Raw genomic sequence first — 12,170 nt, forward strand, 5'->3', positions numbered from 1 at the left:
GCCCGGCCGCCTTCCGGCCCAGGATGCCCCAACGGGCACTGTCCGGGGCAATATCGGTGCCCCCGCTCTGAGCCTCACGGACGTTTCCGAAGCGCGCTTCGCGCGTGAGGGTGGGAAGCGTTCCTGTCTCGTACCCCGAGGAGAGCAGAGCATGCCGTCCTACCTGTCGCCCGGCGTCTACGTCGAGGAGGTGGCCAGCGGCTCGCGCCCCATCGAGGGGGTGGGCACGTCGGTGGCGGCCTTCGTGGGCCTGGCCCCGACCGGTCCGCTGAACGAGCCGACGCTGGTGACCAACTGGACGCAGTACGTCGCGTCCTTCGGTGAGTTCACCGACGGGTACTACCTCGCGCACTCCGTCTACGGCTTCTTCAACAACGGCGGCACGGCGGCCTACGTGGTCCGTGTCGGCGGCAGCAGGGAAGACGCCGAAGGCGGCGCCGCCAACGCGCCCGCCGCCGTCGGGAGTTCGGCCGCCCCGGCCGCCCTGCCGCCCGGCGAGGCCAAGCAGCTCGGCACCTTCACCGTCAGCGCCATCGCCTCCGGCGACCTGAGCGTCGAGGTCGCCGACCCGGAGGGCGAGGGCCCCGCCGAACGCTTCAAGCTGGTCGTCAAGGACGGCGGCAAGGCCGCCGAGACCTTCGACGTGACCGCGAAGAAGGGCGGCCGCAACTACGTGGTCACCCAGGTCAAGGAGCGCTCCAAGCTCATCACCGTGACCGAGGCCGCGCCCGCCGCGCAGCTGGCCCGTCCGGAGAACCAGACGGTGGCCCTCGTGGCCCCGACCCAGACGCCGGCGTCCGCGTCCCCCGTCGCGGGCGCCGGCTCCCACCCCGGCCCCGCCGACTACCTCGGCGACTCGGCCGACCGCACCGGCTTCGGCGGCCTGGAGGCCGTCGACGAGGTGTCCATGGTCGCCGTCCCCGACCTGATGGCCGCCTACCAGCGCGGCGCGATCGACCTGGAGGCCGTGAAGGCCGTCCAGCTCGGCCTGATCGCGCACTGCGAGCTGATGGGCGACCGGGTCGCCGTCATCGACCCGCCGCCGGGCCTCAACGCCCGCCAGATCCGGGTCTGGCGCCAGGAGACGGCCGGCTACGACTCCAAGTACGCGGCCCTGTACTACCCCTGGATCAAGACCTTCGACCCGTCCTCGGGCCAGTCCCGGCTGATCCCGCCGTCCGGCCACGTGTCCGGCGTCTGGGCCCGCAACGACGCCGAGCGCGGCGTCCACAAGGCCCCGGCCAACGAGGTCATCCGCGGCGCGGTCGACCTGGAGCTCCAGATCACCCGCGGCGAGCAGGACCTGCTCAACCCGATCGGCGTGAACTGCATCCGCGCCTTCCCCGGCCGCGGCATCCGCATCTGGGGCGCGCGCACCCTCTCCTCCGACCCGGCCTGGCGCTACCTGAACATCCGCCGGTACTTCAACTACCTGGAGGAGTCGATCCTGATCGGCACCCAGTGGGTGGTCTTCGAGCCCAACGACCACAACCTCTGGGCCCGCATCCGGCGCAACATCTCCGCGTTCCTGGTCAACGAGTGGCGCAGCGGCGCCCTGTTCGGGCAGCGGCCCGAGGAGGCGTACTACGTCAAGTGCGACGAGGAGACCAACCCGCCGGAGTCGGTCGACGTCGGCCGCGTGATCTGCGAGATCGGCATCGCCCCGGTCAAGCCCGCCGAGTTCGTGATCTTCCGGCTGGCCCAGTTCTCCAGCGGCAGCGGCGAGCTCCAGGAGTAGCGGACCCTCGGGTCCCAACCCCCTTGTCTTACAGGCATCTTGAGAAGAACGGGCAGTAACACATGAGTCTCCAGCCGGGTGACGCCCTCACATCGCACAATTTCGGCCTGCAGATCGACGGCGTGATGGTCGAGTACCTCGCCGAGGTCAGCGGCATGACGATGGAGCAGGACGTCATCACCTACCAGCAGAACACGCCGGACGGGAAGAACCACGTCCGCAACCTGCCGGGCGTGAAGAAGAACGGCACCTGCACGGTCGTCCGCGGTATGACCCAGTCCTCGTCGTTCACCCAGTGGATCAACGAGTCGATCAACGGCCAGATGGCCACGGCCCGCAAGAACGCCTCCATCATCATGATGGACTTCGAGAACAACCCGGTGAAGCGCTACAACCTGCGCAACGCCTGGTGCAGCAAGATCGACACCAGCACGGTGAAGGCCGGCGAGGCGGCCGCGCTGACCGAGACGGTGACCATCACGTTCGAAGAACTGGTCATCGAGTAATGAGGCGTTCGGCTGTCAGGGCCGGGGGTGTGGGGGCGCCGCTCGCACCGGAGGCGGCGGCGCCCCAGGCCCCCCAGGCGCCCGCGCAACCGGAGACGCCCGTCGAGGTGCTGCGCACGGAGTTCCCGTTCCAGCTCCCGCGCGGGTACGTCGACGAGCAGGGCACCGTCCACCGCGACGGCGTGATGCGCCTGTCGACGGCGCGCGACGAGCTGATCCCGCTGCGCGACGTCCGCGTCCAGGAGAACCCCGCGTTCCTGTCGGTGGTGCTGCTGGGCCGGGTCATCACCCGCCTCGGCACGCTCCCGCTCGTCCACGACGGGATCGTGGAGAACATGTTCGCCTCCGACCTGGCGTTCCTCCAGGACTTCTACCGCCAGATCAACGCCGAGGGGCACACCCGGGCCGCGGTCAACTGCCCGCACTGCTCGGAGCCCTTCGAAGTGGAACTCGGCGGGAGCCGCCTGGGGGAATCGTGACGTACGCGACCGACCGGCTGCACGAGGAGATCGCGTACGTCGCCTACCACTTCCACTGGAACCTGGAGGACATCCTGGACCTGGAGCACGCCGACCGCCGCCGCTACACGGCGGAGATCGCGTCTCTGGTGACCAGGGCGACGGCCTCCGCAGGCGCGGAGGGCTGACAGGTGGGGCTGTGGGATCGGGTACGGGGGCGCGGACGCGGGTCCGCAACAGGCGAGTCCGGCGAGTCCGGGAACCTGCCTGACGTGTCCGCGGAGGCGCCGCCTCGTCCCGTGGTGGCGGCGGCCTGGTCCGGGCTGCCGCCGATCCAGCGTGCGCTGGGGCCGGGCGGGCCGGTCGCGGACGCCGGGTTCGGCGGCCGGCTGCCGACCTGGCAGAACCCGTCGTTCATGGGCACGCGCTCGCACGCGGTCCTGGACGGTGCGCAGAGCGCGGGTCTCGCCGGTGGCGGCCGCACCGGAACCTCGGGCGCGGGGGCCGTCTCCGGCCTCGAACGTCCGGTGCAGTCACTGCCGTTGGCGGGGCCGACGGCAGCGGCGGGACAGCCGGGGCCCACGGCGGCCGGCCGGAGGACGTCGGTTCCGGTGGTGCCGTTGCGGGCGGTGGGCGGCGGTTCGGCGGGGGCCGCGGGGGCTTCGGGGTCTGCTGGTTCGGCCAGGGCTTCCGGCTCGGCCGGTTCCGCCGGTTCGGCGGCGCCGGCGGTGCAGCGGGTGCCGTTGGCGGGGCCGCGCGGTGGTGGTGCGGCCGTGCAGCGGACCGGGGCGACACCGGGACCCGTACGGAACGGCAACAGCGCGCCGGGCCCGGCGGCTTCGGCGCCCTCGGCGGCGGGGGCGGGGCAGCGGGCCACGCCTGCCGTCCATCGGTCGGTCACGTCGGCGGGCGCCGCCTCGGCTGGCATGCCCTCCACGGCTTCTGCTGCCGCTTCGGCGGCGGTGCCGGTGGCGTGGGCGCCGCAGTCGGCTCCGGTCGCACCGGCTCCGGCCACCGGTCCGCGCGTCGCCCCGGCCCCTCCCGTCCCGCCGCGCCGCAGCGCGCTGACGACGGCGCAGGCGAGCCCGTCGGTGACGGCTGTGCAGCGGCGCACGCTGCCGTCGGCGCCGCGGGTGACGGCCGCCGAGGGCGCGGTGCCGACGCCGGGTGAGGGTGACCGAGCCGCCGGTGGAACGGCGGCGGACGGGGTCTCCGTACAGCGGGCGGCCGAGGGCGGCGGCGGGGATCCGGTGCGGGTGAGCGGGGGCTGGTCGCGCCCGCGCGGTGACGGCCGTGCCTCCTCCGGCAGCGCCCCGCGCGCGCCTCGGGCCGCTGCCCCCGGACGGGCACCGGCACCGGCCCCCGTACAGCGGTCCGCGTCCGGCGCCGGACCGGTGACCGCCCGGCCGAGCACGACGGCTCCGGCATCGGCTCCTGGTCCGGCCAGGGCGTCCTCCGGCGGTAACGGTGGCGGTGGCGGTGGTACGGCCGCATCGTCACCCGTGCCGCCTGGGGTCACGGCTCGTACGGCCCCCACGTCGGCCACACCGACACCCCCTTCCGTCCCTGCTGCCACCCCTGCGTCACCCGCGGCATCCGCAACACCCCCGGGTAACGGGGGGCCTTCCGGCGTGTCCGGCGCCGGGGCGCCGACCCCGACCCCGGTGCAACGGCAGGCGGTGAGCGGCGGCCGTACCCCGGTCCCTCCGACCGTGCCCGGCGAGTCGGCGGCGGTCCCGGAGCCCTCGCCCCGCGGCCCCGGTGTGCCCGCCGTACAGCGCAAGAGCCTCACGGGCCCGGCCGTCCGCCCCACGCCGCCGTCGCCGGACAGCGGCGCTGGTGCTCCGGCGGCGCGTTCGGCACCGACCTCCGGGACCGGCCCGGCGGCCACCGGCACCGAATCCGCCACGGCTGCCTCACCCACGGCGGCGGCAACGCCACCCGCCCCACGTGCCTCGGCCGTCCCGCCGAGCGCGCGGCCCCCGGCGTCCCCGGCCGCGAGCGGTGGCCGCGAGGCGTCCGTGCAGCGAAGGGCGAGGGAGGGCGCGGGCGCAGCCGATGCCGTACGGGAAACGCCCCGTCCGGCCGGGAGGGGAGCCGCACCGGCTGCCGTGCCGATGTCATCGGACTCGCCCGCGCAAGACACCACGGCCGGTACCTCGACTGCGGCGGCCACGCCGACTCCAGCGCCCGCTGCCGCACCAACTCCCGTGCAGCGCACGGCGACGACCGCGGACGCCCCGCGCCCCGGCCTCGGCGCTCCGCTTCCGACCGCGGCCGGGAGCGGCGGCCGTGAGCTGCCCGTACAGCGACGGGCGACGGAGAGTCCGCAGGCTTCTTCCTTCTCCGCCGCCGTGCCGGATGCGCAGACCCCGCCCGGTCCGCCCGCACAGGGATCCGCCCCGCCGTCCGGCGGCCCGACCCCGGCGTCCCGGCCCGCTCCGGCAGCGGCTCCCGCCTCCCCTTCCCCTGCCGCCTCTGCTTCCGCTTCCGCCTCCGTGCAGCGTGCTGCCGGTACGACGCCTCCCCGCGCGCCTCGCCTCGGCCTCGGCGCCCCCGTCGCGGGCCCGGTCGTGAGCGCGGCTGCTGCGAGGGCCGTCGGTCGCCGCTCGGCTGTGCCGTCGGTGCCGTCGGTGCCGTCCGTGCAGCGGCAACCGGCGTCGAGCGGTTCGTCGAGCGGTTCGCCGACTGGCTCTTCGACTGGTCCCGCGGCTGGTTCCTTGCCCGGTTCCTCGTCCGGTTTCTCGTCCGGTTCTTCGAGCGCGTCCGCGAGTGGTTCTCCGGTTGACCAGTCGGCCGCCTTTTCCGGTCCGGTGACGGCAGCTCCGCGGCCGGTACAGCGAGCCTCGGCACCGGGCCTGCCCACGACGGCGGGCGGGCGTGCCCAGCCTGCCGGGCCCGTCTCCTCCGGCTCCGCGACGCCGCCCCCATCAACTCTTCCGGGCTCCGCCGCCACAGCCGCACCGACTTCTGCCCCTCCCCACTCTCCCCTCCCTTCTCCCTTTCCCCCCTTCGTCCAGCGGACCGTCGGCCCCGCCTCTTCCGCCCCGCCCATCGCGCCGGGCCCCGGAGGCCGCCCGGCGGCCGTGCAGCGTCAGGCCCGGTCGCCGTTCCCCATGACCACCCAGCCCCCCGCCGCACCGGCGGCCCCCCTGCCCCTCTTCGTGCAGCGGGCCGCGACTCCGGCCGCCGCGCTGCCGGTCAAGCCGGCCACCACCACCCCGGCCACGCCCGCGCAACCGGTCCCGCTGCGCCCGACCGCGCCGATCTCCGGCACCGCCCCCCTCCCCGTCGCCCCCCTCGGCCGCGTCACCGTCCAGCGGGAAGCTCTCGGCACCGGCCACCACCCCGCGACCTCGCTGAAAAAGGCGCCGGCCACCCACACCACGCACGCCGTGGCGCCCCGGACCCAGACGTCCAGGCAGCCCCCGCCCCCCGACGACCCGCCGCCCGGGTACTCCGCCACCGCCTCGGGCGCCGACGATCCGCCGCCCGGTTACACGGAGGTCGAGGCCGGCGGGTTCGACCCGCGGGCCCTCACCGAGTTCCAGGTGGACGCCCTCGTGCACCGGATCATCGACCGGATCACCCGGCACGTCCGCACCGAACTCCGCCGCGACCGCGAACGCGTGGGCAAGCTCCGCGACTTCCGGCACTGACGACCACTGACCGGCACTGACGACCCCAGACCGGCCCACCGGCCCTGACCGCCCCTGATCACGACCGACCGCGCACGACCCCACAGAAAGGCCTCCCGATGGATCGCCAGGACCCGGGAACCACAGTCTGGTTCAGCCTCTCCATCGACGGCGAGGACCTCGGTTACTTCAACGGGTGCGAGGGACTGTCGTCGCAGGTGGAGATCGAGCAGCGGCAGGAGGGCGGGAACAACGGGTTCGTGTGGCAGCTGCCGACCCGGGTCACCTTCTCCCACATCCGGCTGACCCGCCCGCTCACCCCGGACACCTCGAAGGTCGCGAAGTGGATCTCGTCCGTGCAGACGGGGATCGAGCGGCCCACCGGTCAGATCACGGCGCTGCGCGCGGACGGCTCGGAGGTGGCCCGGTGGGGACTCCTCGACGTGCTGCCGGTGAGCTGGCAGGGGCCTTCCCTGGACGCGGGCAGCCCGTCCGTGGCCACGGAGGTCCTGGAGATCGCCCACCACGGATTCACGGACTGAGAGGCAGAGAAGATCATGGCCAGGAGCAGCCGGGGCGCCGGCAAGAGCCTCGTGCGGGCCACCCTCGCGATTCACGAGCCGCCCGTGGGCACCAGCACCAGTCCGGGCGGCATCATCAAGACGTTCGGGTTCGAGTTCAACCCGGCGCAGCTGTCGATCGCCCGCCGGGCGGACTGGAAGTCCTCGGCGGCGCCGATCGAACGGGACGGTGCGCTGCCGGAGTTCCTCGGCACCCACCCGCGTGAGATGAGCGTGGAGATCTTCCTGGACCGCTCCGACGACCCGGACAGCAACGACGTGATGAAGAAGGTGGAGTCGCTGCTGGCCTGCTGCGAGGTCACCAGCAAGAGCATCGCCGCCAAGCAGCCGTCGCCGCCGTGGGTGGTCTTCCAGTGGGGTTCGTTCTCGACGGCGAACTTCACGGCGTACGTGGCCTCCGCCGACGTCTCCTACTCCCTGTTCGGGACGAGCGGGATGCCGATCCGGGCCAGCTGCCGGCTCCAGCTGCACGAGATCCCGAGCAAGACCGCGGGACAGAACCCGACGTCCGGCGCGCTCACCGCGCAGCGCGTGCACCGGGTGGTCGCCGGCGACTCGCTGCAGTCGCTGGCCTGGCGGGAGTACGGCAACGCGGCCGCCTGGCGGGCGATCGCGGACGCGAACGACATCGACGACCCGGGGTGGCTGCCCGCGGGGACGGAACTGGTGCTGCCCGCCGCCGAGGAGGTGCGGTCCTGATGGTGAAGCATGCCTTCTCGAACGTCATCAAGGTCGTCATCGGCGGCAAGGAGCTGACCGCGACCTCGGAGTACGGGCGGTATCTCGTCGACGCCCATGTGGACCAGGGCGTCGGGGTGCCGGCCGCCTTCCAGCTGACCTTCCGCGACCCGTCCCGCAGACTGCTGGGCAAGCTGGGTGTGCAGTTCGGCACCCCGGTGGTGATCACACCGGTCTCCGACGGGCAGGGCACCGGCGACCCGCTGCTCACCGGCGAGGTCACCGGCATGGAGGCCGAGTACGACGGCACCGGCAGCTATGCCGTGGTCCGCGGCTACGACTACGGGTTCCGCCTGATGCGGCAGCGCCGCGTCGTCGCCTACCGCAACCAGACCGCCTCCGACATCGCCCGCAAGCTGGCCGCGCAGGACGGCGTGCCGATCGGGCGGATCCAGGCCACCAAGACCGTCTACGAGTTCATCAGCCAGTCGAACGTCACCGACTGGGACTTCCTGGCCCGGCTCGCCGACGAGAACGAGATGGTCATGTCGGTGGACGCCGACGGCAAGTTCCAGTTCGTGAAGCAGAAGAGCGCCTCCGGGGCGCCCTCGCCGCAGACCGACGGCGACAAGAGCCCGTTCGTGCTGGAGGCCCGGCACGACATCCTGCGGCTGCGCACCGCCGTCACCGCCTCCGACCAGGTGAACAAGGTCGAGTCGCGCGGCTGGGACGTACGGACGAAGAAGACGCTCACGGCGACCGCGACCCCCGCCTCCAACACCGGCTACAGCATCGGCACCACCCCGGCCGCGGCGGCCGGCGAGTTCAAGACGTCGAAGCTGGTCGAGACGCGCACGCCGTACGACAAGCAGACCGAGGTGAAGTACGCGGCCGACGCCCTCGCCGACGACGTCACGTCGACGTTCGCCGAGGTCGAGGTGGTCGTGCGGGGCAACCCGAAGCTGCGGCCGGGGGTCCCGGTGGCGCTCGCGGACGTCGGGGACCCCTTCGAGGGGAAGTACACGGTCACCTCGGTCCGGCACGTCTTCGGCGACGCCAAGCACTACGAGACCTGGGTGACCGTCAGCGGCCGCCAGTGGCGCTCGCTCTACGGCGTCGCCTCCGGCGGCGGCGGGGACGCCGGCGGCGACCGGCAGCCCAGCGTGGCCCAGGCCCTCGTCACCGACGTGCAGGACCCGCTCCAGCAGGGGCGGGTGAAGCTCAAGTTCCCGTGGCTGGACGACACCTACGTCAGCGACTGGACCCGGACCATGCAGTGGGGCGGTGTCCGCGGCGGCGGGGTCTTCCCGATGGACGTCGGCGACGAGGTGCTGGTCGCCTTCGACCGGGGCGCCCTCGACCACGCGTACGTCATCGGCGGCCTCTACAACGGCAAGGACAAGCCGACCCGGGTCAAGGACGTGCCGCTGCACGACGGCATGCGCGGCCGGGCCACCCGGCACACGATCTCCGACCGGGTCGGCAACCGCATGGACCTGCTCGACCAGCGGGGCCGCAAACAGGGCGTCCGGCTGGCCAGCGGCGACGACAAACTCACCGTCTTCCTGGACCGGCAGCAGACCGAGATCACCGTGGACAGCAAGGGCAGCGTCTCCATCAAGGGCAGCAGGTCGGTGTCGGTCGAGGCCGGCGCCAACCTGTCCCTGAAGGCGGGCGGCGCGCTCAGCATCAGGAGCGGGGGACCGCTGTCCCTGCAGAGCGCGGAACTCGTCGACATCAAGGCGCCCGCGGGCGCGGTGTCCGTGAACGCCGCCGCGGTGAGCCTGATGGCGAACGCGGCCCTGTCGCTGCGCGGCAACGCCGCCGTCGCGATCAGCTCCCTGGCCACGGTGGCGATCCAGGCCCCCGAGGTGCCGGTCCTCGGCAACCTGATGATGGGCGGCCTGACGGTGATGGTGATCCCGGCATGAGCGGGCACGGTGGTTCCGGCATGAGCGGGCACGGCGATCCCGGCGCGAGCGGGCACGGCGATCCCGGCGCGAGCGGGCACGGTGGTTCCGGCATGAGCGGGCACGGTGGTTCCGGCGCGAGCGGGCACGGCGATCCCGGCGCGAGCAGGCACGGCGATCCCGACGCGAGCGGCCGGCAGGGCTTCCCGGAGGGGCGGGTGCGGGGCTGATGGCAGAGCAGTTCGTCGGCTCCGGCTGGTCGTTCCCGCTGCGGATCGGGCCCACCGGAGGCATCGCCCTGGTCAGCGGCGAGAAGGAGGTGGAGGAGGCCATCCGGCTCATCCTCTCCACGGCCCCGGGCGAACGCCCGATGCGGCCGGAGTTCGGCTGCGCCATCCACGACCTGGTCTTCGCCCCCGTCAACGAGCAGACCGCCGGCCGTATCCAGCACGAGGTGCACGCCAGCCTCGACCGCTGGGAGCCGCGGATCGAGGTCGAGGACGTCGAGGTCAGCACCGGCGCCGACCCGAGCGTGCTGATGATCGACGTCCGCTACTCGATCCGCGGCACCAACAACCCGCGCAGCCTGGTCTTCCCCTTCTACGTCATCCCCTCCCACGACGAGCCGGACCTGCCTCCCGCCTCCCCGGACTCCTCCGAAAGCGACCGCTGATCCCGATGGCCCTGCCCTCCCCGAACCTCGACGACCGCCGCTTCCAGCAGTTCGTCGACGACGCCAAGCGCTATATCCAGCAGCGCGCCCCGGAGTGGACCGACCACAACGTCTCCGACCCCGGCATCACGCTGGTGGAGACGGTCGCGCACATGGCCGACCAGATCGTGTACCGCCTCAACCGGGTCCCGGAGAAGAACCACCTCGCCTTCCTGGACCTGGTCGGCATCACCCTGTTCCCGCCGTCCGCCGCCCGTACGGACATGACGTTCTGGCTGTCGGCGGCCCAGGAGGAGACGGTCCCGGTGCCGGTCGGCACCGAGGTGGCGACCCGGCGCACCGAGACGCAGGAGGCGGTGGTCTTCGCGACCGAGCGCGAACTGACCATCGTGCCGAGCGAGTTGCGGCACCTGCTGCGCCAGCAGAACGGCGCGGCCGTCGTCGACCTCACCCACGAGCTCGCCGAGGGCAAGGACCTGCTGTGCTTCACCGAGTCCCCGAACCCCGGTGACTGCATGCTGCTCGGCCTGTCCGCGGCCGTCCCGCACTGCGCGGTCGCCCTCGACCTGGACAGCCGGGTCGACGGTGTCGGCGTGGACCCGCGGCAGCCCCCGCTGGTGTGGGAGGCGTGGACGGAGGACGGCTGGCGGGAGTGCGAGGTCGACCGGGACGGCACCGGCGGCCTGAACCGGCCCGGCGAGGTCGTCCTGCACGTCCCCGGCGGCCACGTCCTCTCCCGCAACGGCGGCCTGGAGGCCAGCTGGCTGCGCTGCCGGGTCACCGAACCGCACGCCGACCAGCCGTTCTACACCACCTCCCCGACGGTCCGGTTCGTCGAGGCCTGCACGGTGGGCGGCACCACGGCCGCCGTGCACGCGGAGACCGTCGAGGACGAGGCGCTCGGCGAGTCCACCGGCCTGCCCGGCCAGCGCCTCCGGCTCGCCCATGCCCCCGTCGTCGGCGACAACCCGCCGCTCCTCCTGCAGACCGCCGAGCACGACGGCGAGGGCGGCTGGGTGGACTGGCAGGTCGTCCCGCACTTCGCGGCCTCGGGACCGGACGACCGGCACCTCACCCTCGACGCGACCACCGGCGAGATCGCCTTCGGCCCCGCGGTCCGCGAACCGGACGGCTCGCTGCGCCAGTACGGCGCGGTGGCCCCGAAGGGCGCGGTCATCCGGGCCCGCCGCTACCGCACCGGCGGCGGCCGGGAGGGCAACGTGGCCCGGGGGGCCGTCCAGATCCTGCGCTCCTCCATCCCGTACGTCGCGGAGGTCGTCAACCGGGAGGCCGCGCGCGGCGGAGTGGACGGCGAGACGGTCGCCGAGGCGAAGGTCCGCGCGCCGATCACGCTGCGCGCCCAGGAGCGGGCGGTGACCCTGCGCGACTACGAGGAGCTGGCCCGCCGCGCCGCACCCGAGACGGCCCGGATCACCTGCCTGGAGGGCGAGGAGAGCGAGCACGGCTCGTACGCGGTACGGGTCCTGGTGGTACCCCAGGCGGTCTCCGACCCGGGCGGCCGGCTCCGCTTCGAGCAACTCGTGCCCGGTGACGCCCTGCTGGACCGCATCACCCGCTACCTGGACGAACGCCGGCTGATCGGCACCCGGCTCGCGGTCGGCCCGCCGTTCTACCAGGGCGTCACGGTCGTCGCCACCGTGCACGCCTTCCGCGGCGTGGACGTCGACCGGGTCCGCCGCCAGGCCCACGACGCCCTCTACCGCCACCTGGACCCGCTGACCGGCGGCGCGGACGGCAAGGGCTGGCCGTTCGGGCGGCCGGTGCAGTCCGGCGAGATCTTCGCGGTGCTGCAGCGCGTCCCCGGCATCGAACTCGTCGACGACGTCGTCCTGCACCCCGCCGACCCGCTCACCGGCAAGCGCGGCGACCCGACGGACCGCATCGACCTGGACGCCCCGTCCCTGGTCTTCTCCTACGACCACCGGGTGAGGGTGATCGGCGAATGACCGGCAACAACCCGACCGGAG

Annotated in this window: 12 protein-coding genes; 11 read left to right on the forward strand and 1 reads right to left on the reverse strand. The window is 73.4% G+C overall.

Annotated elements, in window-relative coordinates:
* Positions 1-151 precede the first annotated feature (151 nt).
* From ACIQVL_RS17425 to ACIQVL_RS17440, 4 genes are all read left to right on the forward strand, one after another.
* The gene (locus ACIQVL_RS17425) at positions 152-1,738 is read left to right on the forward strand and encodes a phage tail sheath subtilisin-like domain-containing protein (protein ID WP_403428781.1); all 1,587 of its coding nucleotides are present in this window, start codon (positions 152-154) and stop codon (positions 1,736-1,738) included.
* Positions 1,739-1,800: 62 nt separating this feature from the next.
* Positions 1,801-2,244: a phage tail protein gene (locus tag ACIQVL_RS17430; protein WP_189262970.1), complete on the forward strand. Its 444-nt coding sequence runs from the start codon at positions 1,801-1,803 to the stop codon at positions 2,242-2,244.
* A complete protein-coding gene (locus tag ACIQVL_RS17435) occupies positions 2,244-2,723 on the forward strand; it encodes a hypothetical protein (RefSeq protein ID WP_403428783.1) in 480 nt (159 codons plus the stop codon). Before ACIQVL_RS17430 ends, ACIQVL_RS17435 begins: the two co-directional genes overlap by 1 nt.
* Positions 2,720-2,890: a DUF6760 family protein gene (locus tag ACIQVL_RS17440; RefSeq protein ID WP_181808453.1), complete on the forward strand. Its 171-nt coding sequence runs from the start codon at positions 2,720-2,722 to the stop codon at positions 2,888-2,890. Before ACIQVL_RS17435 ends, ACIQVL_RS17440 begins: the two co-directional genes overlap by 4 nt.
* Here the strand turns inward: ACIQVL_RS17440 and ACIQVL_RS17445 are convergent.
* Positions 2,827-4,248: a hypothetical protein gene (locus ACIQVL_RS17445; RefSeq protein ID WP_403475698.1), complete on the reverse strand. Its 1,422-nt coding sequence runs from the start codon at positions 4,246-4,248 to the stop codon at positions 2,827-2,829. The genes ACIQVL_RS17440 and ACIQVL_RS17445 overlap by 64 nt on opposite strands.
* A gap of 1,570 nt (positions 4,249-5,818) precedes the next feature.
* Here ACIQVL_RS17445 and ACIQVL_RS17450 point away from each other — a divergent pair.
* The 7 genes from ACIQVL_RS17450 (at position 5,819) to ACIQVL_RS17480 (ending at position 12,149) form a co-directional block, all read left to right on the forward strand.
* On the forward strand, positions 5,819-6,361 hold the full coding sequence (locus ACIQVL_RS17450) for a hypothetical protein (RefSeq protein WP_403475699.1): 543 nt from the start codon (positions 5,819-5,821) through the stop codon (positions 6,359-6,361).
* Positions 6,362-6,459: 98 nt separating this feature from the next.
* Positions 6,460-6,882, forward strand: coding sequence for a phage tail protein (locus tag ACIQVL_RS17455; RefSeq protein WP_089100302.1), 423 nt, complete (start codon positions 6,460-6,462; stop codon positions 6,880-6,882).
* Between the two features lie 15 nt (positions 6,883-6,897).
* A complete protein-coding gene (locus tag ACIQVL_RS17460; protein WP_093500597.1) occupies positions 6,898-7,620 on the forward strand; it encodes a LysM peptidoglycan-binding domain-containing protein in 723 nt (240 codons plus the stop codon).
* Complete coding sequence (locus tag ACIQVL_RS17465; RefSeq protein ID WP_403428794.1) at positions 7,620-9,530, forward strand: VgrG-related protein; 1,911 nt, start codon at positions 7,620-7,622, stop codon at positions 9,528-9,530. Before ACIQVL_RS17460 ends, ACIQVL_RS17465 begins: the two co-directional genes overlap by 1 nt.
* The gene (locus ACIQVL_RS17470; RefSeq protein WP_403475700.1) at positions 9,527-9,739 is read left to right on the forward strand and encodes a hypothetical protein; all 213 of its coding nucleotides are present in this window, start codon (positions 9,527-9,529) and stop codon (positions 9,737-9,739) included. The genes ACIQVL_RS17465 and ACIQVL_RS17470 overlap by 4 nt, the downstream gene beginning before the upstream one ends.
* Complete coding sequence (locus ACIQVL_RS17475) at positions 9,739-10,182, forward strand: GPW/gp25 family protein (protein WP_403428799.1); 444 nt, start codon at positions 9,739-9,741, stop codon at positions 10,180-10,182. The genes ACIQVL_RS17470 and ACIQVL_RS17475 overlap by 1 nt, the downstream gene beginning before the upstream one ends.
* Before the next feature lie 5 nt (positions 10,183-10,187).
* Positions 10,188-12,149 carry a putative baseplate assembly protein gene (locus tag ACIQVL_RS17480; RefSeq protein WP_403475701.1) on the forward strand — a complete coding sequence of 654 codons (1,962 nt, stop codon included), beginning with the start codon at positions 10,188-10,190 and terminating at the stop codon, positions 12,147-12,149.
* Positions 12,150-12,170 lie beyond the last annotated feature (21 nt).

This window comes from Streptomyces sp. NPDC090499 (assembly GCF_044769305.1).
Lineage (GTDB): Bacteria > Actinomycetota > Actinomycetes > Streptomycetales > Streptomycetaceae > Streptomyces.

Excerpts from the sequence above, each read along its gene's own strand:
- ACIQVL_RS17470 (WP_403475700.1), top strand. The coding sequence starts at position 9,527 with ATGAGCGGGCACGGTGGTTCCGGCATGAGCGGGCACGGCGATCCCGGC.
- ACIQVL_RS17450 (WP_403475699.1), top strand. The coding sequence starts at position 5,819 with ATGACCACCCAGCCCCCCGCCGCACCGGCGGCCCCCCTGCCCCTCTTC.
- ACIQVL_RS17465 (WP_403428794.1), top strand. The coding sequence starts at position 7,620 with ATGGTGAAGCATGCCTTCTCGAACGTCATCAAGGTCGTCATCGGCGGC.
- ACIQVL_RS17435 (WP_403428783.1), top strand. The coding sequence starts at position 2,244 with ATGAGGCGTTCGGCTGTCAGGGCCGGGGGTGTGGGGGCGCCGCTCGCA.
- ACIQVL_RS17425 (WP_403428781.1), top strand. The coding sequence starts at position 152 with ATGCCGTCCTACCTGTCGCCCGGCGTCTACGTCGAGGAGGTGGCCAGC.
- ACIQVL_RS17455 (WP_089100302.1), top strand. The coding sequence starts at position 6,460 with ATGGATCGCCAGGACCCGGGAACCACAGTCTGGTTCAGCCTCTCCATC.
- ACIQVL_RS17460 (WP_093500597.1), top strand. The coding sequence starts at position 6,898 with ATGGCCAGGAGCAGCCGGGGCGCCGGCAAGAGCCTCGTGCGGGCCACC.
- ACIQVL_RS17430 (WP_189262970.1), top strand. The coding sequence starts at position 1,801 with ATGAGTCTCCAGCCGGGTGACGCCCTCACATCGCACAATTTCGGCCTG.
- ACIQVL_RS17475 (WP_403428799.1), top strand. The coding sequence starts at position 9,739 with ATGGCAGAGCAGTTCGTCGGCTCCGGCTGGTCGTTCCCGCTGCGGATC.
- ACIQVL_RS17480 (WP_403475701.1), top strand. The coding sequence starts at position 10,188 with ATGGCCCTGCCCTCCCCGAACCTCGACGACCGCCGCTTCCAGCAGTTC.